Below are 22,147 nucleotides of genomic sequence, written 5' to 3'. Positions count from 1 at the left end.
TATGTAGTTGTGAGATTAGTAGTTCATCCCGTTTTTTTTTTCAGCCTGCCGTTGCTCCAAAGGATGAGCTATTAGTCTTACAAGCGATTGAGGCATTGCAAATCCAATAATAATTAATATAAGAATAATAATTTTGCTATAGTGATAAAATGTCGTAAACAACGTTCTGTTCTCATCACCATATAAAATTGAAACAATTAAACCTGCCATAACCAGCCCTGATGATACTGCACCTACTAGGAATGTTAAAAACCCTGCAATCACTCGAATCGAAAAGTTTTTTACTTCTGCGTTCAGGAAATTTAGTACATACATTCTTATAGTAATTACCCCAAGATAAAATAAAGTTAAAAAATGCAGTATTTCTCCTAGGTAATATATTGGAATTCGATTTTTTACATCAAAATCAATGAAAGGTTGTAGATTATCACGTCGAATATAATCTACTACAAGAGTTGCTATAGTTAGTACTGTTGTAATAATAAACACCTTATTTTTAAGAATAGGAATATATCTTTTATTATTTATTAAATGATCAGCCGCCATATGTAAAGATAGAATTGCATAGTGCATTGCTGCTATCCCGATAAGATGAAGCCAGGGTATAACAGGATCAGGAAATGCACTGATAGCCCCTATGAGGAAACAAACAGCGCCAAAAAATAATTTATGAACTACTGATATGCCATTTCTATTTTGTTTAATTTTTGGTGTCCAAATCAATAGTAAGATAAATATAAAAGGAAATGTAATGATTCTAATAAACAACATAAAATCCATTATGTAATCTCCTACTCAGGGAAATAAACCATATCCCAAATATTGCCTATCCGTGATAACTGTTTTACGGTCTTATATGGTGCCACAATACTCATTGGCAATCCATAACGCTGTGTAAGTACAATATTCGTTCTTCTATCCATTCTCACATTGGGTTGTAATACCATACTGAATTGCTGTAAGGCTAGATAGATGATGATTTTGATTTGCATGATGGCAAGCGATGCCCCAATACACATCCGTGGCCCTGCGCCGAATGGTAAAAATTCGTAGGTTGTTGGTTTGATTGTATTCCATCTACTGGGAAGGAAGTGAGTAGGATGTTCATAGAGGTTTGGCAATCGATGAGTAATGTATGGGCTATATGATACTATAGAATTTTTCGGCATCATATAAGGCCCTAGTTGGTACGAATCTGTAGCACGACGATGTTGATAGGGAACTGGAGGAAAAAGCCTTAGCGACTCTTTTACTATATTATCTAGTAGATTTAATTGATTCAAGTTCTCTAATTTTGATCCACTAATTTCATCAGTTAATTTATTGGTTATATCTGGCGACTGTGATAATAAAAAAAATATCCATGAGAGAGCCGCAGAGGTTGTTTCATGGCTGGCCAATAATAGTGTCATAAGTTCGCCTATGATTTCATAATTCGATAGACCACTCTTAATCAACAAGTTGACTATATCTGGCGAGTCTGATTGTAGATTCTGCTTCTCCGCAATTATATCCAAGATACTTTTTTCTATACCTCTCGATAAGTGTTCAAATCTTCTAAATGGACTAAATGGGAAATTAATATGAGGTAGCAAGGCTATAGATGTAGATGTCAACCGTGATAGCCATAGTCTAAGCGATTCGCCAATCTCATTAAAATCTATGCCAAAAAGCGTTTTACACGCAATATGAAAAACGAGTTGCTTAAAAAAACTTTCCAAATCAACCGTCTTACCAATTGCCAATCTAGCTAAGTGTTTGTTGGTGATTTCAACAATTTCAGGTATATAGGAATCAATATACTTTCGTTGAAAGAATGGCATTAATAGAGAACGGTGAGCAGCATGTTCTTGTCCATTGAGTGAAAGCAAGCCTGTAGATAGACGAGCTGCCGCCGTATTGCCTGGCAGGTTGATCGGCTGGATATGATTATAAAGTTCAGTATTTGAAAGGAGTAATTGATTGTATTCTGGCCCAAAAGCAAAAAACCAATTCTCAGGGTTTTGAGTTGCAAATGTTGTTATTACACCATATCGCTGGTGAAGCATGGAAATATATCCAACGCGATCCATTATGAATCGGATATTGTTACCACGCCAGCCCAATATTGGATATGGAGATGGGCCAGGAATAGCTGTATAGTCTAGCAATTTAATCTCCGTACAATTCTCTGGCAACAGGGGATAGCTCTGATTCGGTATGCAGAATCAAACCCAGCAGCAAGGTTGCTAGAGCCTCTGCATCATGTTCTTCAGGATCATCAAATTGCATACCGCGATACTTAATAACGCTAGGCGAATGGGCAATCCTCTCTTTTTCCCTAATAAAATTGTTATAAGCAGGCATATTGGATGGAGAGTCTATGTGTCCCAACAATATATGCCCTATTTCATGTAATTGAGATAAAAGATCCATATCCCTAGAACGTTCTCGATAGCATATTAGGTCAACATCGGATAAGGGTATACAGTATCCAGTCAACCCTAATGGCATCGCATCGGCCTCTATTATGAGAGGCTTATTGCGAATAACTTCTACAAACTGACATATTTTTTGGAATGTTATGTGGTCATTGAATGTTAGTTTGAGTACTTCAATAGTTGTCTCAACTCTTGGATTCACCTAATCACCCTGTGAACGCTGTAATGCCTCAACTAACTCATCTACCTTGGCCTGGGATGCCTCATCTAATTTGTCTCCTCGGAATACAATAACAACCTCCTTTTTATAGGGAGTATCATTATCAAATTGCATGTTCGCAATTTCTGGAAAGAAAAACGTTGGAGAAACGCGAAAAAATCGACATAGCCCAAGCAAAGTTTCTCGTCCAGGGTTGGTTATTTTACCACTTCTTAGACGCGAAAGATGGCTAGGGGCCACATCACCATTAAGCGCCTCACATACTTCAGTAAGCGAGTATTCTTTGCCATCAGGGCGCTTGTGAGTTCTAAATAGATGATCAATGAGTTCCGCAACAGTTGCCGTCATAAATTGCCTCACGATAAAATTTTGACAATTAGCAATTTCATCCTTATAATTGGCACAGCAATAGAGAGATTCTTCATTCTTCACACTCAAATCTCTGTGCTACGCTTATCGATTTAGCACATAGTAACATGTTCTTCTAGCACTATCACAGCACTACAATCTACATGATTAGGAACCCATAAGTAGTTTCTTTGTGCAAAATCCATTGGCGTGTTTAAGGTCAGGAATCTGATCTTAAACGAATCAGGAGCCGCCCTACCGTCTGTCAACGCTTGGCGACTCCCTAGTTCAATCGCTAGGAAAGCTCCTTAACAATTGATGCCTTAATTGTACCCGATTACTCCAAACTCTTCAATCCTAGCTCATAGCATGCAGTGTCATGATGAAGTCAGTTTGGTTTATAGGACAATCAATGATGATTATTTCTAGTTGGGTGCAGTTTAAAGTTTGGGAGATACTATACCTATTTTTCTGTATGATTTCTATGTTAATACCCGGTAGACCATACAGAAAATGGGGACACTATCTGGGAAACCAAGCAATAGGGAATAGTAAAAGGGGGTAGTGGCTATTCCACGGGGGATTTTGCTTGCATGATCGCTGTTCACTGTAGTACACTCGTGTGGTATAGTGTGTACCAGTTTTATCGCTATTCAAGGAGGGTCATTCGACCCAGACTTAAAGATACCACCGTGACACCGTTGTGTCTCTCTGATGCTAGCAGGGATACGAAAAACTAGCTAAAAAAGAAAGAACGCGCATCTGCGGCCAAGCTTTTCGCGTTCCTCTTGTATCTGTACTCCCAGCTTTGGGAGCTATTTTGCTACCACCGAGTATACACAGTCTTGCATGCTGTGTCAAGCGCGGTTGTGGCAAAGGATCGTATACCCATATGCCATCGACCCATCCTGCTGGTGGGGCTACGGCCATGCGCACGCCGCATTGGTTCGCGGCCCCCGATACCGACTATCTCTGGATTCCATCCTTCCTGCTCGAAACCCTGTATGACTCGCCCACGGCCATTGGCCTTTTTGCGCTGATTGCGCGGCGCTGGCTCGCCAGCACGACCGCTATGGTCGCGATGAGCGATCAGGATATTCAGCGCTACGATCCAACTCTCTGCCGTGGCTCGATTCGCGCCGCCATCGATCGCTTGGTTGGTGGTGGCTGGGTGCAGGTCGTGCGCCAACGTGGCCGTAAAACCCAGTATTGCCCGGCATGGGGCAAAAGCACCAATACCCGCGCCTGGTCGAAAACGGGCACGCAGCTCAATCGGCGGCGGGTGCGCACCGTGCGGCTGGATCGCAAGCTGCTCGACGACTATATGGGGCGGATCATTCCCCATGAGCGGGTGCCTGCGGTGATTGAACGCTTTGGCGTGCGTGCCCATCTGACCTTGGCCGATGTGGGGACGTACTTGGTGATGCAACATACGCCGCATGCGATCAGTGCTACACCAGCCCTTGAACAACTTGATTTGTGCTATGACGCGGAAGCCTTGGCGGTTCCGACGACCGAGGAAAGCTTGGCCAAAATGGAGTTAAGCGACCGTGGAGCGCAGCGGCTTGGCTTGCTCAATGAACCCCGTCCACGCCCGATCATGCCCCCCATGGTGAGCAATCATCTTTTTTTTGTGCCAGCGAAGTTGGCTAGGCAGTTGGCTAGGCAGTTGGCTAGCCAACACGCGCTGAACCAGGAGGGAAATAGTGCATTCCAATCAGCTAAAACGGCGGTTGTGAAAGAAAGCACGGTGGTCACAGGCATATTAAGCAATTTAGGCATTGGAGATCCCCCTACCCCCACAGACACGACAAAGATTTTGCAAGCAAAACGATTCTGTGGTGGAGAGTTCTCTTTTTTAGAAAATGGAGCGCGATTAATGAACGGAATCGACGATGGGGATACAACTAACCAACGCTCCAATCAACAGCGCCGCCGCCGCAACATTATGTCAACTCCAGAAACGCCAAGCGCCAAGCGCCTACGCGAGTTGAACGTGCGGCCCCAAACCTGCGCCGAATTGGCTGATTTGCCGCTTGACCTGATCAACGCCTGTATCGCGGATGGGCAAGCACGGCCTGCGGTCTATGATTTGGCGGGGTGGACGGTCTCGATGGTGCGGGATGCGCGGGATCATGGCTGGCAGGTCGCGCTCCACAAGCGGGGCGCACCGCCAATTGCCACGACGGCTGATCCCGAAGCCATGCTGGCGACGGCCAAGGCCAGTGGCATCTTTGCCGAGGAACGCGATCCGGTGACGGTGGAACCTGTTGCAACAGCCGATGAAACCCCATCCACCCCACCACCGCCAGGTGGTGGCGATCAGCGGGTGGACACAGCAACCGCTTGCCCTGCTTGGATCGCGCCAGCCACTTGGCAAACCCTCTCACCTGCGCTTCAGCATCTGCTTGGGCGCTCACGCTTGCAGGGACGGCAGGTCGTGGCCTATGATAGTGGGCGACAGCGCATGTTGGCCGATTACGAGGCGCAGATTACACGCTTGGTGATGGCCGCGTTGTTGCGGCGATAACCGAGCAGAGAGGCTGCCTATGCGCCTTCGCTCGGTCATTCGTGGGGTCTATACGGTGTTGGCCGTGATGGTTGACTTCGCGCTGCTGTCCGGTCGCGACGACGCTACAAGAGGGAAGTCTGGTGACTGGCCAGTCCACCTTCACACTAAGCCGTAAAATAATCATATCCGTTGCTTAATCTGCCAACCTGATCCACCGCAGTTTCTGCGGGTGCTGACGCGGCTTGCATCCTTGATTCATCGCTGGGCAAAGGCCAATACACGCTATCAGCTACCGACGATGTCTAGCGCTTACATTAACGGTATCATTAAACATAAGTTTGATGCGGCAACGTACAGACCGATATTGGAATGAATCGAGCTTATGTAGTCATGGATTAATGTAATTGATGGGTTTATCTTCTATAATCTAAACAGTTTTTGATAATGCATAGGTAGCGAGGTTAAGTCATGGACTTTTATAGCCCTGAAACCCTTCAAAATATTTTGCTAGGCGTGGCTGGTAACGGTTTGACTTCAGTATTGGCATTTTATAGTCTTCGATTGAAAGATAGCCTTAGTGCTAAACAGAAGCAAATATTGAAAGATATAGTGGATAAACGCCTTCCAAACATAATGGATCGTTCTTTAGAGGATTTCAAAAACGACTTTGATTGGACTGACAGGGATAACTTAGAGTTGGTTTGCTTGTTTCTTGAAAGCCCAGAAGTTGATCTTGTTATCAGAAAAATATATTCATCTAGCCTTTTTAATGATAACAAAGATATTGTTGATTTGAGGGATGAGTTTATTTCATTATTCATGATATATGTGGGAAGTGATGGATCTGATCAGAATGATAATGGAGGATATTTATTCAGCCTCCTACTAAATAATATAGAATTAAATCTAAATATTGCAATAGAAAGTGGTATAATTTCTGCCATTGATGCAAAATCATCTATAAGACATAATATAATTCTAAGAGAATTAAAGGAAATTCAAAGAAAAATCGAAGATATTAGATTATATAAAAAAAGTGATGTGAAAATTATAAACTTATTTGAGGAAGACTTACGGAAAATGGTTTCGGTTAGAGAGAAATATATTAGACCACCATTCATTGACATATCAAGAAAATTCTTGATAGATGAGATATATGTCATTCCAAATTTTCAGACAACACATAATGATGATATTACGATGGATGAGTTAAATGCAAACATTCATAGGACAGTAATTTTAGGTAATCCAGGAGCTGGGAAATCTACTTTCACACAAAAGCTGTGCTTTGACTTAACAGAGAAATATAGTGACAAAATGATCTCTAATAGATTATTAACCCCTGTACGTATTATTTTAAGAGATTATGGGGAAGAGAAAAAAGTAAGTAATTTTTCTATAATTGAGTATATAAAATATATATCGAGTGTGAATTATCAGATACAAGCTCCAGATGGAGCTTTTGAATATCTATTATCTAATGGGCGTCTTTTAGTACTATTTGATGGATTAGATGAACTTGTTGATACAAGCTATAGACAAGAAATTAGTAATGATATCGAGACATTTTCTGCTAGATATCCTTCTACTCCTATTATCGTTACTTCTAGAGAAGTAGGATATGATCAAGCTCCTTTAGATGAAAAAGTATTTGATGTCTACCATTTATCTGCCTTTGCGCAGACTCAAGTCGAAGATTATGTCAATAAATGGTTTCAAATATATACTGAACTCAATAAAGACGAACAGGAGAGAAAAATTAATTCATTCTTATTAGAAAGTGAAGGGCTAGATGATGTTAGATCTAATCCGTTAATGCTTGCTTTAATGTGTAATATTTATCGAGGTGAGAATTATATACCTAGAAATAGACCTGATGTCTATAAAAAATGTACCGAAATGTTATTTGAAAGATGGGATAAAGGTAGAGGAATTCAAGTATTTCTTCCGATGGAAGCACATTTAAAGCCTACTATGATGTTCTTAGCTCATTGGATATACTCCGAGCCTAAATTCCAGAAAGGAGTTGTTGAAGATTATCTAATTAATAAAGCTACGGGATACTTATATCCTAAGAAGATTAATGATAAAGATGAAGCTGAAACTATAGCCCGGAAATTCATTGAGTTTTGTAAAGGTCGAGCCTGGGTATTTACAGATACAGGAACAACCAATCTAGGTGAACGCTTATATCAATTTACGCATAGAACTTTCCTTGAATATTTTACTGCAATGTTTTTAACAAGAATGAATCCCACTCCACCTCGTTTAGTAAAGATATTAATGCCAAGAATAGCCAAGAAAGAATGGGATGTCGTATGTCAACTTGCATATCATATTATGTCTGGTAATGGAGAGGATCTAGGTGATGAATTGTTAATAAATACAATGAAGATAGGAAAGAAATATAAACAGGATGAAAATATATCTGTATTTATTGCAACCTGTTTGAAATTTATTATACCATCTTATGATGTAATTAATTCATGCGTGAGTTATATATATGATAGTTTATATAAAAATGCAATAAATATATTGAATGACAAGAAATTGTATAGATTTAATAACGCGTCATTTGATGATGCATTAAGATTATTTTTTCAATACCCTTTAGAGATAAGGAAGTCTGTACTTGATATATTAAACTCAATAATTAAGAAAGATATATTTGAAGGAGATATTATATCAAAAGCTTTAGCTTTTGATATAATGATTTTTATAGAAGATATGAAGGGTCATATTGCAAAAGAAGATATTCAAGGATATATATGGGATTCAAATAATATTATTGATGATTATATTGAGATTTATGAAGAAGCATGTGGGATTCATCCTTATTTAAGTATTTACTTTCTTTACAAAAAGAATGATATAAGTATTATGATATCTAAACATGGGATTAAGCCTATTTTTGACTCTTCTACATCTTTCGTTCAAAGGAGATCATATGCTAATCTTATGTGTTTAATAGATTCTTGTTTGATGATAGATAAAGATGATAAAGAAATTATTGTAAATCACAGGAAATTGATTTCCGATATTGTGGATTATATATATAAAAATAGATATCAAAATATTGTAATTTATGAAAATCCTGAAGCATATTTTGGGTTAGTAGGGAATTTTGTGTATCCAAAAAAAAGAGGTGTAAATGTTATAAACATAAGCGAAGATTTTGAAATTGATGATGAATTTATGTTTATACTAGGTATAATGTTTGCTATTGACTTAGAAAAACATAAAAAAGATATAGATATGACAGTATTATCAAAGAAATTTATACCTGATAAATTACTACCTATGGTAACATGTTTACTCAGTAGGTTCTTGGAAAACAAAAATCAAGATCTCTCTTATATAGAGTCTCTTCAAATAGCACCTGATAAAAAAGAGGCTCTCGTTGGATGGATAAAAGGTGAATTTACTTTCCTATCAATAGCTTTTGAATCCTTGTAATGACCTATCTAAAATAATATTGATAGGATTTGAGTTGGTCTAGTAACACCTTGCTGTGAACTCGTTCAATATGAAACGGATAGAAGGATTGTAATGATGCGCCTTCACACTAAGCCATTGCCTTGGTAACACATACAGAGCATTGTGCATAGCAGTAGTAGTACCCAATGATTCATTTTTATCCTCATTGAGATGTGTTTATACCATTGCAATAAGGATAAAATGCTCTGTCAACGAGAGTGCTCGGTATATGTTACCCACCTAATTGATTTAGTGTTTGTGCCTTCGTTCGCTCATTCGCGGGGTCTACACGGTTTTAGCCGTCATGGTGGCGCTTGTGCTGCTGTCCGGTCGCGACGACCCTGCAACCAATTTGTTGTTGAGTCTTACCGCCATGCTGATTATTGGTTTGGTCAGCTGGTGGTCGTGGCTGGGAGAACGCCAGCGTTCCAAATAAGCCTAGCTGATTCCTAAATCCCCATGCTGCCTGCGTTTTGCAGGAGCCTTTTTCATTGTGTCTTTTTGCATACTGAATTCTGTTCCATGCTGCTCACTGAGCAGCATGGGCTTCGTGTTGGCTTTTTTTTGTATGGAGGTGTTTCTCATGGCAAGCGATGTCAATCTGGTGGTGATCGAGGGGCGGGTGGTGAGCGATCTCGAATCCAAGGTAACGGCAGGCAATAGCTCACTCACGACCTTTCGGATTGCCAATCACCGCTGGATACCGGGCAACGAAGGGCGGGAAGGGCGTGAGGAGACGAACTTTCTGGCCGTGAGTTGTTGGGGGAATGTGGCCGACCGCGTGGCGCAGCGCGTGAGCAAAGGCTGCAAGGTGGTGATCAAAGGCCGTTGGCAAGTGCGCCAATGGCAGGATCAAGAGAGCGGCCAGCAACGCGAAGGCCACGAACTGGTGGCGGATGACGTGGCGGTCACGCACGAGCCACGCGGAGCCGAGCGATGAGCCGCCGTTGGCTTGGGGTTGGCCTGCTGGTGGTCCTCGCAGGCTGTAGCCGCCTCGCGCCAAGCCAGCTTGCCGGAACCGCGATGGTGTTTGGCTGTTGGCCCTATGGGTTTGAGCCGCCGCCGCCGACCTCGACCGAACCCGTGATGCTCTCGCCGCCGCCGAGCGGCACCGGAACGCCATTGCCCACCCTGACCGCCAGTCCCACTGCCGCCCCGACCATGCCTGTCTGTACCCCCGCCCCGAACACGCCCACGTTGACCCCCAGTCCTACGCCATCGCCTACGCCCTGGACACGGCCCACCGCCGCCCCGCCAGGGGGCAAAGGCATGCCGCCGCTGAATCTGTCGAATATGCCAGGCTATGATCAAGACCCCGCCGTCGCTGTCCACCCGACCGAGGGCTGGGCGGCAGTCGTTTGGTCAAACTGGCTAAACGAGTTTCCGCAGGAAGCGACGGTGCTGGTCAAGGTGCAAGACCCACAGACCAAAACATGGCGGCAGGGAATGGGGGTGAATACGGCAGCGGTGACGAAAGGCGCAGGCGCACCCGCGATTGGGATTGATGCCCAAGGCCGCATCCATGTGGTCTTTGCGCAAAACGGCCAAGTGGTGATCACGAGCAGCAGCGATACAGGCCGAACGTGGACAACGCCCGATCCCGTGCCGTTACCAAGCGGCAGTCAGGGCGGGCGGATGTTTCAGTTGACCATTGACGCAGCGGGCCAGCTGCATGTGTTCTATGTGAGTGCTGATGCCTGCTTTGATTGTTTCCACGCGGTGCATGCGCAGCGGGCCAGCGACGGCAGCGGGCCATGGATATGGCAGGACTGGCTGATTGCTGACCCCAAGCAGTTGTATGGCGACATCGCCACGGTGCAGCTGCCAAACGGGACAATCCGCACGGTCGTTGCCATCGGGGTGGGCGATGGGCTACGGATCGTGACGCAGGATGGGCGCAATGGCCCATGGGTGGCGCGACCGTTGAACCTTGGTGGCTTACCCATCCAGCCGCAGGTCGTGGCGTGGATTGATCTCATGGCCTTTGTCGATCAGGCAGGTCAGGCCCAGGTGTGTGTCAGTTGGGGCCAATACAGCAAAAGTGGCCTCTTTGTGGCCTGCTCACGCAATGGTGGCGTGACATGGGACGCACCGGAGATGCTGGCCACCCACGCCGCGCAGGGAGCGGAGCCAACCCCCGATCCCGCCGCGCCAACGCCTGCCTTGGAGGACAACCCCAGTCCCAGCGAGAACAACGGCCAGCGCGGCTTTCATCCGGAAGTACTCTACGAACCTGCGACCGACAATCTCATGGCGGTGTGGAGTCTGCTCGATGGCAGCGCCTCAACCATTGTCTACAGCTATCGGCCTGCTACGGGCGGGGCATGGTTGCCCGTGATGACGACGACCGTGACCGAACCCGCCTTGGGCGTATTTGGCGCAACCCGCCGCAGCGCTGCCCGCAATCCCCGCCTGGCGTTTGCCGGACACGGCATGGCCATGGTGACGTGGATGGAAGTGGAGCGCGATGAGAATCTTGAGGTGTACGTAGGCGGGTTTCTGCCCGCGACCCTCTTAACCCGCGCCGAGAACTAACAGGAGAACCCTATGAACGAGCGAGCCATTGGATCAAGCATCCTTGTGGCAAGCCTGATTGTTTTGTTGGCATGTGCGCCGACCTACGGCGACGAGGATAGCCCGCCAACCATTGTAGCAAACTGGCAATGCCCCACCCCCTCACCGCTGCCAACCATCCAAGTGGGGGTCTTGCCCACGCCGGAACCGCCCCCCGAAGCCACCTACATTCCAGGTTCCGAGCCAACGGCTGAGGCAATCTACACAACCCCGCTGCCAACGGCGACCCCGTATGTGCGAACCGGCAGTGATTACTATGTCAACCAGCGGATTCAAATCAATAGCTACACGCTGCGCGTGACCAGTTACCGGACGCAGCCTGCCAGTAATGGCAATGCCTACCATCTGGTGACACTGGCCTTAGAAAATCCGACGCACGTCCCATGGCCGCTATATCTCGACTTTTCGCAGCTGCGGGCGGTGAAGGGCACGGACGGACGCATGATCCAGGCGACGTGGTATCCGAGCGAGGAAGCCGCGCAGCAGTTGGGCATCAGCCCCGCCAACGACCCGCCCTTAGAAGAATCCGGCGATACCTTGATCGGCGGCTATCCCATTGGGACGAGTAGCCGCACGCTGGTGTTTGAAGCGCCCGCAGGCGACGCGCAGGCGTGGGGGATTACGCTCACGAATGCCGATACCAGCCGCGATGATGGGGCAGGCAGTGGCCAAGTCTGGGTGCTGTTACGCAGTGACCCCAACTGCACGGTCGGCATTGGCGGCGGAGCCAGTGAGGGCGGCACGATTCCGACCGCAGGCGCACCGAGTACCGGATCAGGGCGGTGGCCTGTTCCCTTAGACACGCCGATTACCCGTGGCTACGCCTGCCATTCCTACTTCACAGGCACGCGCGGCCCGTGTGGTGGCGCGACCCCGTGGTGGCATGACGGCATCGACTTCGCCAAGCCGGAAGGCACGCCGCTGTATGCAACCCGCGATATGACGGTGCTGTTTGCCGGACGCGACACCTCGACGATTGATTGTTCGGGGATCAGCGGGTCAAAGCCACCGCATGGTGGCTTCGGAAATTATGTCAAAACACAGGATGCGCAAGGCTACAGTTATTGGTACGGGCACGTTTCGGCGTGGTCAGTCAGCGCAGGCCAAACCGTGCGGGCAGGCCAGCAGCTTGCCTCGATGGGGTCAACAGGCTGTTCCACTGGCTCGCACCTGCACTTTCGGGTGCGGTTGAATGGCCTCGACAGAAATCCTTTAGACGTTATTGCGAAATAATCCAAGGAGGACAACCCCATGCACACCTTGGTTCAGGCGGTCGTGGCAGGCTACGCCAGCGGCACACCCGATGTCGTGGCCTTGACCTTGGCCCATATGACGACCCAAATCACCGGACAGCCGATGGCAGCGGAAGCCTACCGGACGCTCTTGATGCACTGTCGGTCGGGCTTGCGAGCCATGGAGCGCGACGGGACGGGCATCATTCCCTTGTCGCTGAGCGATGGCCGCACGGTCTTGGGGATTCGGCTCACGCTCGATCAGCGCACGTTGCTGGTGACGGTGTTGCCGTGGAAAGGCGACATTGCCACGGTGGTGCGCTGGCTGGATCGCTACGGGGTGGCCAGTCCACGGGTACGGATTCCGCCGCTCGCACTGCGGGAGGTGGGTGCATGAAGCTGTTCCTGTTGGTGTTCTTTGCAACGCTTACGCCCGTGGTCGCAGGGCGCGGCGACTTGACCCTGCTTATCCGCGACCCAGCAGGACAGCCCCTCCCCCAGTTAACCGTGACCGTGTTTCACGATACGGACGACGCAGGGCGGGTGCTGGTCGCGACCGTGACGACCGATGCCACCGGACGAATCATGCTGCCGCAGCTGGCATGGGGCCTGTACATCGTGCAGTTTCAGGGTGAAGGGATTCAGGCAGCGGAGCAGCAAAACATGGGGCTGCTCGATGACGGCGGTGGAGTCAGCAATGGCTTTGGCGTGCGGTTTGCCGAGACGGCCCGCACCGAGCGCTTTGTACTCACGCCCCTGAATGGCGAACCCGCCCTGGTCCCGCTCTTTGACATGGCTGCCAGCGATGATGCCCCACCGCAACCCTATGATCCGCTGCTCGCGATGATCGGGGTTCCGACCCCTACGCCGTTTTTGCTGCGTGATGTCGTCGAAGGGCGGGTGGATGCGAGCGGCCAGCCGATCCGCGCACGCTGGGATGCAGGCTGCTTGATCGGCCTTGGTCTCATCCTGTGGGGCATGGCGCTCATCGCGTTTTTGGGCTGGTGGCGATTACGGCGGCCCCGCCCCCCAATCCCAACAAAGGAGGCCAACGATGCCGGATTGGATGGATAATCTTGTTCAACAACCCCTCTATCAATTAGAGCAAATTGTGGCGCAAGTGACCTGGGGCGTGAGCCGCGCTGGGTTATTTATCATCGATGTCTTAGACCGTTTTCGGGCGCAGCTGGTGAGCCAAGGCTTTACCAAGGCGCTGGATACGGTCAGCACCGAGATTTTGGGGATTAGCCGCCCCGTGGTGGAATTGTCCCTCACGGTCGGCATGCTCTTAATCATTGCCACCCCCGTGATTCGCTTTCAGTGGGTGAATATCAAGAAGGTGCTTGGGTTGGCCGTCATTGTGCCGCTCTTGTTACCGATGCTGGCGGGAGGATTCCAAGATATTGACGCGGCCCGCAGTGACTTAGGCAGTTTGTTTTATAACGAGATTTTCAGCGGCTCCTCCTTCAATATCGCACCCAGTGACGCGGCCCAAGGAACCGAGCGCGGCATTTTGGTGGACGGCAACGGCCAGATTCCGGCCTATGGGCCGCGCAATGATGGACGTTCCGGCTTACGCGGCGTGGACATCGCGGCTTCTTACTTATGGGCCACGCGGGCGGATGTGATGGAGAGTAGCCGCCTGTTACCGACGGCGTTTGAACAGCAGTATTTTCCCTACGATATTGGCCAATTTGGCAATCAGGACAGTGCGGTGCGCTGGCAATTGATTGAACGGGCAGGCGGCGGGATTACCCGCACCGTGTATGGATTGATTCTGGTGGCCTTCGCATTCCTCGAAACCCTCATCAATGTGGCGTTTACGCTTGCGTTAGGCTTCCAGCTGATTGCCCTCATCATCGCCACGCTGTTTATGTGGTTTACGCCGTTTGAGGGCATGGTGGTGGGCATCATTAAAAAGATGGCCGATTTGATGCTGCAAAGTTGGGGGATTAGCGCGGTGCAGGGCTTGACGCTCGCCGCTGTGGTGAGTGCCGCCAACCAAAGCGGCTCGATTGCGGTCTTGGGCGTGGGCATTCTTGGCCTTGCCTTAGAGATTGTCTATGTGACGGTGGCCTATAAAGCCGTCATTGGCGCAATCACGGGTATGGGCAGCGGTGGCGGCATCAGTTCAGTGGGCCGTGCATTGGCCCCCGCAGCGGCGTTGGCCACGGGTGGCGCAAGTGCGGTGTTGGGTAGTGCGCTGGCTGCCCCGAAAGCCGCCGCCGCCTATGCCACGGCCCGCCAGTCGGGTGCGAGCAGTAGCGCGGCCTTGGGTTACGCGGCCCAAAGCAACCGACCGCTGGCCGCGATTAGCAACCTGGCCACGCTGATGGGCTACGGCAACAGCGAGTTTACGGCGGGAGCGGCGATTGGCCAGAACGCGCGGGAACGGCGCTACGGGATGCATAGCCCGATGGCACGGCATCAACTCGGCATGCACGCCGACCGTGAACAGCAACGTGGCGAACGCCAGCAGGATCGCCAGCTGGCGATGGAGCGGCAGGCCCAGCAGGCCATGGCCAACGACCAGGCGGCGCAACGCCACGCGCAACAGACCATCGCCCGCGACCAGGCGGCGCAACGACAGGCCCAGCAGGATGCCGAGCGCCAGGCCGAGCGCCAAAAACGGATGGCCCGCGAAGCCTATGAAGCGCCAATCAAGGCGATAGGCCGCCCGCAGATTACCGAGGCCATGACCAACGCCTATGCGACGGCCTATGCCGCCGATCCAACCAGTCCTGCCAGTGTGGACAGCGTGACCAGTGCGATGGGATTGGCCCCCGGAGCCTTTGGCCACCAAACCGCCGCCGTACAAACCGTGTTGGAGAGTTTGCACCAAACGCCATTTGCGCCAGATCTGGCCCAACGTCTGATGGTCGAAGCCGGACAGGAAGGGCAATTCCGACCGGACACCCGCGCCGAGGCCCAACAAGACCTCATTGCCAGTGGCATGAGTGAAGCCGCCGCAACCCGCCGGATGCAGACGATGGAGCAGCAGATGCAGCGCGTGCCAGGCGCGATTCAGGTCAGCGATGCCGAGGCCGCCGCTGCACTTCAGCAGCAGTCGAGCGCCTACGCAGGCTATAGCGCCGAGCATCGCCAGCGGCCCATTGAACGCGATCCCGTGATTACGCCCACGCCCGAACGGATTGCTGCGCCGCCCCCTGCGGCGTTGGCAGCACCAACGGAAGCCCCACACCCACGCGGCTATGGGCGCACCCCGCGCCGATCCCGCGCCGGACAGTAATCAACCCGACACCCCCTGATTGAGAAAGGAATAGTCATGACCCGCACCCTTGTGCGGCGCTGGCCCACGATGAGCATGCTGCTGATTGTGTGGTTGGTGCTGCTTACGACGACCGCCCGCGCAGCTACGCCGCTGACAGTGCAATTCAATGTGTCCGAATCGGGCCACACCGAGGCCGTGACCTTGACGATCACCGCCGATGTGCCGCTGGCAACGACGATCACGCTGGATCTTGACCCCACGTTGACGGTGACGGCCTCGGCCAGCGATTGCCGCCGTGACGGAACCCAGTGGCAGTGCCGCACGAGCGATAGTCCATGGATCGGGGTTTTTGCGGTGGCGTTTGACCTCGCGACCCCTGCCGGAACGGTGGCGACGGCCCATGTCACCGCGCCCAATGCCAGCGCAACGGCGCAGATTACCGCCGTGGGGATTCCGGCAGCGACGGCGACTGCGACGACCACGGCAACCAGCCAACCACCCGTGGCCACCGAAACCATAGGGCCAACCGCCACGCCATGGCTGACCCCCACGCCGATGTTGCCGAGCGCTGAGCCGTTGCCGGATAGCGCCGAACCCAATAACGAGACAGGCCGCGCCACGCCGTTGGGCGTGCCCAGTACCCTCGATAAGCTCTCGTTTTGGCCGTTGGGGGATGTGGACTATTTCGCAGTGCAGGTGAAGCCAAGCCAAGCGGGGTTGACCTTAACGGTGAATACCTATTTAACGGTGGGCTTGGATACGCAGCTGCGATTGCTGACCAGCGACGGAACTGAAATCGCCAGCAATGACGATGTTGGGCCAACTGACCCGCGTTCGTCGATTGCCGTGCGAGCCGCAGCCGGAACCTATCTGCTGGAAGTGCGCAACGTGGCCCCGACCCATCCAGCCTTCAAAACCTACCGCTTGGAGGTGGCGTTGGTTGCGGCCCCGACCGCCGCGCCAATCCCAACAACCGAAGCCGCGCCCGCAGCGGCCCCGTGGGATAGCTATCACGGCAACTATGGGTGGGAGACGGCGGCGCTGATTCCGATTGGCGACACCGTGGAGGGCTTGACCTTTGGCTGTCCTGATTACGCCTATTTGGATTTGGCCAGCTGCACCGTGCCGGATTTCTTCACGATCAGCGTGAAGGGTGGTTTGTGTTATTCGGCCAGCACCACGGTTGCAGCAGGGGTTGACACGAACTTAATCGTGTATGGCCCCGAACGCGACATGGCCGCGCCATGGGCAGGCAACGACGACGCAGCCCCCGACGAGGCAGGCAGTACGGTGCTGTTTTGTGTGCCCGAAAGCGCCGGAGTTCTTGATGCCTATCTCTTAATTGGCCAAGTTGGACGCTTAGCCCCACCGCTGCACGAGCGCACCTACACCCTCAGGGTGGATCGCTGGTTGCCGACCACGGCGACCCCAACGGCGACGACGATCCCCATGGGCACGGGTGGCACGGCAGGCGGCATCGCACCGACCAATGGTGGTGATGGCATGGGCGGCAGTAATCCGCAGCCCCAGCCTGCCGCGCCGCAACCGACACTGAGCGAGCGCGATACGCCCTTGGCAGGGATTCAGATTGAAGAAATCCCGATCGCGCAGGCGGCCCAACCCACCGCGCAGCCCACCATCTTGGTTCCCTTAAGCGTGGTGGTCTGTTACGACGGGGTGCATGCCAACAAGAGTTGTGACATCGACGAAGGGGTGGCAGGGGTGACGGTCTACGTGACCGACGAACAAAGCGGGACGATTTTGGCGCAGGCCGTGACCGACCCCAGTGGGCGAGCGGCGATGAGCGTGCGGGTGCGCGATACGGCCATGCTGATTGTCAGCATGCCCTCGTTTGATGCGACCCAACGCGTATCCGCCCGCATGCCGCAGGTCAAGCCGATCATGGTCTCAACCGTGACCCCCCTACCCGCGCTGTTACCGTGAGGATTGTATGAGTGAGCATCAGATTGAAGCCCTGTTGGCGGAGATTCCCGCCGATGAACGGGCCACGTTTCAGTCCTTTTACCAAGAACGGCTCTATGCCGCAATGCAAGCGGCCAGTCGGCGCGGCGGCATGGAGGTCGATCCCGACCAGATTGAAGAAGAACTTGTTGATGCCTTAATCCGCGAGGCCGAAGGCCGCGACAGCCCCACGGGCATGGGCATGGTGCCGACGAGCGAAGGCGAATATGCCCTCATTCCACCGGAAAGCGATCCTCGTTTGGCCCAGCCAAGTAAGGGCGGGAGCCGCAGCGGGGACGCGGGTGCGATGACTCCCCAACGCTGGGCGGCGATTGCGGCGGTGCTGTTGCTCCCGCTGCTCTGGTTCTTCTGGCCAAGCGGCGACGGCGATGCTGAGGATCAGGGGCAGGCGCTCGACACCACAACCACCCCAATCACGACGACCCTCGCGCTCGTGACACCAACCGCCTTAACCGACTTTAGCGGCGGCAGCGACGTGACGGTGGCCTACCCCGCCTCGCTCGAACTTGCTCGTGATGATGGAGTCAGCCCCGATGTGTATCGGGTGTTGGCCAGTGCCAGCGAGCTTGGCGGCGTGTGGGAGCCGGATGTACCGGAAGGGGTCGCAGCCTGGCTGAATGGTTCCTACATTAATCACGTTTATTGTCTGCCACCCACGGCCAAACCCACGATTGACGGCCTCAATCGCGGCAGCGTGATCACGATGCGCCCCGCCAGTGGAGCCGTGCGGGAGTACACGGTGGTGCGGGTGCGTCAGGTCGGGCGGCAGGAAGTGGAAGTCTTGGATCAGCGCCGCGCAGGCATGACGCTGATTCTGTGTGGGGATGGCCAAAACGAGCGCACGGTGGTCGAAGCGGCCTACCAGCCTGCCAGCCACACCAGCGCGGTGCTGCAACGGGGACAGGCCGCAACCTTGCCGGATATGGCGCGATTGACCGTGCAAACCATTCAAACGCTGCCGCCAACGACCACGACCCCCGTCGGATTTGCTGAGGTCGCAATCACGGTACAGGTGGAAAACCTCACGGGCCAGGTGTGGACGAGCCAAGCGATGGCCGATCAGCTGGTACTCGATGGGGTCTTAGCCGAGCGGGTCATGGTCGGACACGATGCCATTGATGCCCACGCATCGCGGCGCGTGACCTATCGCTACCTGGTGAGTGAGGGCGGCGGTCAGGCGCTGTGGCGAGCAACCGCCTTAACGGGGGAAACGGTGGCGGTGGCGCTGACGATTCTGCCCGCGCCTGCCGGAGCCGACCGCCGCCCTTATACCACCACGCTTGACCCCGCGAGCGTGCGGCTTGAACCCTTAGGCAATGGCCACCGCTTCACGATTACGGCGGTGTTGACGGCCACGGGCAGCGACCCCGTGACCGTGGACATGAACGCGGTGAGCATCTGGCATGGCGGGCGCACCGTCCCGCTCGATGGCACGAGCGACAGCTTGCCGATGGTGCTTCAGCCAGGCACGCCGACGCATCTGCGGCTGGTGACAAGCGTGCCGGATATTGCCCAACTGGAAATCCAAATCGGGCAGCAGCGTTGGCGCATCACGCTGCCCTAGATCGATCGATAGGAGGAACGCAATGCAACGACGACAACGGAGCCGAATGCACGGGTGGTGGTGGGGAATCGGGGTGGTCAGTGGGTTTTGTGTTGGACTCATCGGCTTGGTCGGGTTGGATGCCACCATGCTCAGCCGAGGACTGGCGCTGGTGGCGGTCGGGTTGGTCGTGTGGAGCTATCGCCCCACAGGTCGCGTTGGACAGGATTAATCATTCTTGTGGAGGAAACCCCATGAAACCGTTCGCCTATGGTTTGTTGTCGATCATCGTGTTCGGGTTGGCTGTGTTCGCTGGCCCCGTGGCCGCGAGCTATGCCGCACCGATGGGCGGCAGTGCCGCCGTTGTTGCCGACGAGCCAACCTTGAACCAAGTCGGGCAATTGGAAGCCAAGATTGAGGACATCACCGAGCAGCTGACGACCGTTGGGCGACCACTCGCGGTGTTGGCGTTGGTGCTGGTCTTTATTAGTTATGTGGCCGAACCCGTGCTTCCAGATTGGACGCGCGACAATAAGGGGATGATGCGCAAGGTCTTGTTCGCGGCTATCGGGTTGGGTGTGATTCCTGACCTGGTGGGCTTTGCCTTCGGCAGCTAAATCGCCCATACCCTTTTCGTGATACACCAGATCGCGCGGGGTGCAACGCCCCGCCTGTCGGATTGATTCCCGCCGTGTTGTTTTTTTGGAGGACATCTCATGAAATCGTTTGCCTATGGTTTGGTATCGATCATCGTGTTCGGGTTGGCCGTGTTTGCCGGACCTGTTGCCGCCAGTTATGCCGCGCCAATGGGCGGGAGTGTTGCGGTTGTTGCTGCGGAACCCACCCACAACCAAGTGGGGCAACTCGAAACCAAGATTGAGGAGATCACCGAGCAATTGACCACCGTTGGTCGCCCATTGGCGGTGTTGGCCTTGGTGCTGGTGTTTATCAGCTACGTCGCCGAACCGGTACTCCCAGACTGGACGCGCGAAAATAAGGGGATGATGCGCAAAGTGCTGTTTGCGGCCATCGGCTTGGGCGTGATTCCTGACCTGGTTGGGTTCGCGTTCGGCGGCTAAATCGCTCACCCCCTTTTTGTAATACAGGCTTGGTAGCAATGCAGAGCACCGCCCGCGCGGTGCTCTGTTGGTGAACGGAGGTCGCAATGGCTCGCGAATTAGAACAGTTTTTAGGTCGTGGAGAAGAACAAGCGTTCTGGATTTTTTCATATAAAAATGTCGGGGCAGCAATCCTTGGAGGGTTCATCGGCAGTCGGGTTGGACAACTCATGGGCACGGGTGGCATCGTGATGCTGCTGAGTGTGCTGGGGGTGGCGTTGGGCTTGGGCCTCTCGCTCAATCGACGCGGCTTGATGTGGGGACGGCGGCTATGGTTGGCCCTGCTCTTTTATCTGCGCAGCGCGATCAAGCCGCGCACGATTGACGCAGGCGACTGGTATCGCGTCGTGGAAGAACGGGAACACGCGGTGGGGGTGCGCCAGGCCGGACAGTTGGTGGTTGCGCCGCGCCGCATGGCCGCCGAAGCCGTGGCCCACGGACGGTCGGAAGGAGATACCCCATGAATCAGCAACCGCTGTGTTTAACCATTGACCCCTTTTCGGTTCGCCAATACCGTGAGGAATTGCCGCAGCTGGAGCAGCGCTTTGCCAACTTTTGGGCAGGCATCACCTACGATGCGCGGCTGATCTCGTGTACGCGGCGCTTTTCGTTTGCGCCGATTCGCCAGCGCTTGCGCCAGCAAACCAGCCCACTCGACGACCTGCGCGATCTCATGCCCATGCTGGTGGCGGTGGAGGATGGTGAGGGTGACGGCGCGGCATTAACCAGCCTCGTCCAGAAACGGCTCGCAACCTATGAGCGGGCAACGGCGGCCTTACAGGATGCGCCAGTGGTGCAGCAAGCATTGCGTGCATTGGCCGACGGTGCAACCGATGGCACCACATTGGCGGTTGTGGCCGATGGCTGCCGCCGTGCGCTCTGGCCGTGGCGGTGGCTGAAAAACTACCGCCGCGCCTACGAGGTGATGGAGCGTGAAGGCAATCCGTTAGGCATTCAGCATTACTTTGTGGCCTGGCCCTCGGAATACACCGATGCCGAGGCCGTGCGCAGTGTGATCAAGGGCACGTTCTTGTTGCCCGATGTCCAGATCGCGCCGTTGCCGCCGTTGTTTCAGGGGAAATACCGCGAAATGGCGACCTACTTGACCCCGCTCGACGAGGGCCGTCCGTACTTGCGCGTGATTCACGCCTTTGATGTGCGGGGTGACTGGGATCTTGGGAGTATGCACGAGCTTTTAGGCGGCGAGGAAGAAGTGGCGGTGGCGCTCGATGTCACCACCTTGCCGCGTGCCAAGGCCCAACGGGCGACGACCGACGCCTTTAATGTCTTAGAAGGCGCATTGACCGCTCGCAATGCCGTGAAGGATGCCCGTGCAGAAAGGGCATATCGCGATGTCAGTTAGAGACTGTACAATAGCGTGTGTATTTGGTTCCCAACCCAAAGACGAGCATTTCCAGAATAGGCTTGTAAGGGGATACCATGCCACGAGCAAAACACAAACCCGCACCAACGACCGCCGACCAACCC

20 protein-coding genes are annotated in these 22,147 nt (G+C 52.6%); 16 read left to right on the top strand and 4 right to left on the bottom strand.

The features are described from left to right. Positions 1-15: 15 nt before the first annotated feature. The 4 genes from ABEB26_RS24820 to ABEB26_RS24805 are packed head-to-tail and all read right to left on the bottom strand — an operon-like array spanning position 16 to position 3,072. Positions 16-780, bottom strand: coding sequence for a hypothetical protein (locus ABEB26_RS24820; RefSeq protein ID WP_345724782.1), 765 nt, complete (start codon positions 778-780; stop codon positions 16-18). 11 nt (positions 781-791) lie between these two features. Further along, entirely contained in the window at positions 792-2,150 is a 1,359-nt protein-coding gene (locus ABEB26_RS24815) for a cytochrome P450 (RefSeq protein WP_345724781.1), read from the bottom strand. Position 2,151: 1 nt separating this feature from the next. Continuing rightward, on the bottom strand, positions 2,152-2,622 hold the full coding sequence (locus ABEB26_RS24810) for a hypothetical protein (RefSeq protein WP_345724780.1): 471 nt from the start codon (positions 2,620-2,622) through the stop codon (positions 2,152-2,154). Further along, positions 2,623-3,072 (bottom strand): helix-turn-helix domain-containing protein, encoded by a 450-nt coding sequence (locus tag ABEB26_RS24805; protein ID WP_345724779.1) that lies wholly within the window; start codon positions 3,070-3,072, stop codon positions 2,623-2,625. Between the two features lie 808 nt (positions 3,073-3,880). Here ABEB26_RS24805 and ABEB26_RS24800 point away from each other — a divergent pair. The 16 genes from ABEB26_RS24800 to ABEB26_RS24725 all read left to right on the top strand — a co-directional run bounded on the left by ABEB26_RS24800 (position 3,881) and on the right by ABEB26_RS24725 (position 22,022). Continuing rightward, positions 3,881-5,518 carry a hypothetical protein gene (locus ABEB26_RS24800; protein ID WP_345724778.1) on the top strand — a complete coding sequence of 546 codons (1,638 nt, stop codon included), beginning with the start codon at positions 3,881-3,883 and terminating at the stop codon, positions 5,516-5,518. Positions 5,519-5,968: 450 nt separating this feature from the next. Then, positions 5,969-8,956: an NACHT domain-containing protein gene (locus ABEB26_RS24795; RefSeq protein WP_345724777.1), complete on the top strand. Its 2,988-nt coding sequence runs from the start codon at positions 5,969-5,971 to the stop codon at positions 8,954-8,956. Between the two features lie 277 nt (positions 8,957-9,233). Further along, positions 9,234-9,413 (top strand): hypothetical protein, encoded by a 180-nt coding sequence (locus ABEB26_RS24790; RefSeq protein WP_345724776.1) that lies wholly within the window; start codon positions 9,234-9,236, stop codon positions 9,411-9,413. A 147-nt stretch (positions 9,414-9,560) separates the two neighbouring features. Next, positions 9,561-9,917 carry a single-stranded DNA-binding protein gene (locus ABEB26_RS24785; RefSeq protein ID WP_345724775.1) on the top strand — a complete coding sequence of 119 codons (357 nt, stop codon included), beginning with the start codon at positions 9,561-9,563 and terminating at the stop codon, positions 9,915-9,917. Beyond that, entirely contained in the window at positions 9,914-11,512 is a 1,599-nt protein-coding gene (locus ABEB26_RS24780; RefSeq protein WP_345724774.1) for a hypothetical protein, read from the top strand. Before ABEB26_RS24785 ends, ABEB26_RS24780 begins: the two co-directional genes overlap by 4 nt. Before the next feature lie 12 nt (positions 11,513-11,524). Continuing rightward, positions 11,525-12,784 (top strand): M23 family metallopeptidase, encoded by a 1,260-nt coding sequence (locus tag ABEB26_RS24775; RefSeq protein ID WP_345724773.1) that lies wholly within the window; start codon positions 11,525-11,527, stop codon positions 12,782-12,784. A gap of 18 nt (positions 12,785-12,802) precedes the next feature. Continuing rightward, positions 12,803-13,180 carry a hypothetical protein gene (locus ABEB26_RS24770; RefSeq protein WP_345724772.1) on the top strand — a complete coding sequence of 126 codons (378 nt, stop codon included), beginning with the start codon at positions 12,803-12,805 and terminating at the stop codon, positions 13,178-13,180. Further along, positions 13,177-13,857 carry a carboxypeptidase-like regulatory domain-containing protein gene (locus tag ABEB26_RS24765; protein WP_345724771.1) on the top strand — a complete coding sequence of 227 codons (681 nt, stop codon included), beginning with the start codon at positions 13,177-13,179 and terminating at the stop codon, positions 13,855-13,857. The genes ABEB26_RS24770 and ABEB26_RS24765 overlap by 4 nt, the downstream gene beginning before the upstream one ends. Further along, a complete protein-coding gene (locus ABEB26_RS24760) occupies positions 13,838-16,033 on the top strand; it encodes a hypothetical protein (protein ID WP_345724770.1) in 2,196 nt (731 codons plus the stop codon). Before ABEB26_RS24765 ends, ABEB26_RS24760 begins: the two co-directional genes overlap by 20 nt. Positions 16,034-16,069: 36 nt before the next feature. Further along, a complete protein-coding gene (locus ABEB26_RS24755; RefSeq protein WP_345724769.1) occupies positions 16,070-17,959 on the top strand; it encodes a pre-peptidase C-terminal domain-containing protein in 1,890 nt (629 codons plus the stop codon). Positions 17,960-17,966: 7 nt separating this feature from the next. After that, on the top strand, positions 17,967-19,562 hold the full coding sequence (locus ABEB26_RS24750; protein WP_345724768.1) for a hypothetical protein: 1,596 nt from the start codon (positions 17,967-17,969) through the stop codon (positions 19,560-19,562). A 22-nt stretch (positions 19,563-19,584) separates the two neighbouring features. Further along, positions 19,585-19,773 carry a hypothetical protein gene (locus tag ABEB26_RS24745; protein WP_345724767.1) on the top strand — a complete coding sequence of 63 codons (189 nt, stop codon included), beginning with the start codon at positions 19,585-19,587 and terminating at the stop codon, positions 19,771-19,773. A 22-nt stretch (positions 19,774-19,795) separates the two neighbouring features. Beyond that, a complete protein-coding gene (locus tag ABEB26_RS24740; RefSeq protein ID WP_345724766.1) occupies positions 19,796-20,158 on the top strand; it encodes a hypothetical protein in 363 nt (120 codons plus the stop codon). 99 nt (positions 20,159-20,257) lie between these two features. Further along, complete coding sequence (locus ABEB26_RS24735) at positions 20,258-20,620, top strand: hypothetical protein (protein ID WP_345724765.1); 363 nt, start codon at positions 20,258-20,260, stop codon at positions 20,618-20,620. Positions 20,621-20,706: 86 nt separating this feature from the next. Then, the gene (locus tag ABEB26_RS24730) at positions 20,707-21,123 is read left to right on the top strand and encodes a hypothetical protein (RefSeq protein WP_345724764.1); all 417 of its coding nucleotides are present in this window, start codon (positions 20,707-20,709) and stop codon (positions 21,121-21,123) included. Further along, positions 21,120-22,022, top strand: coding sequence for a hypothetical protein (locus tag ABEB26_RS24725; protein WP_345724763.1), 903 nt, complete (start codon positions 21,120-21,122; stop codon positions 22,020-22,022). The genes ABEB26_RS24730 and ABEB26_RS24725 overlap by 4 nt, the downstream gene beginning before the upstream one ends. Positions 22,023-22,147: the final 125 nt, after the last annotated feature.

It is taken from the genome of Herpetosiphon gulosus, from assembly GCF_039545135.1.
In the GTDB taxonomy this organism is placed as follows: domain Bacteria; phylum Chloroflexota; class Chloroflexia; order Chloroflexales; family Herpetosiphonaceae; genus Herpetosiphon; species Herpetosiphon gulosus.
The sequence above is the reverse complement of the archived record's forward strand: the minus strand, read 5'-3'. Positions and strand labels throughout refer to the sequence as shown.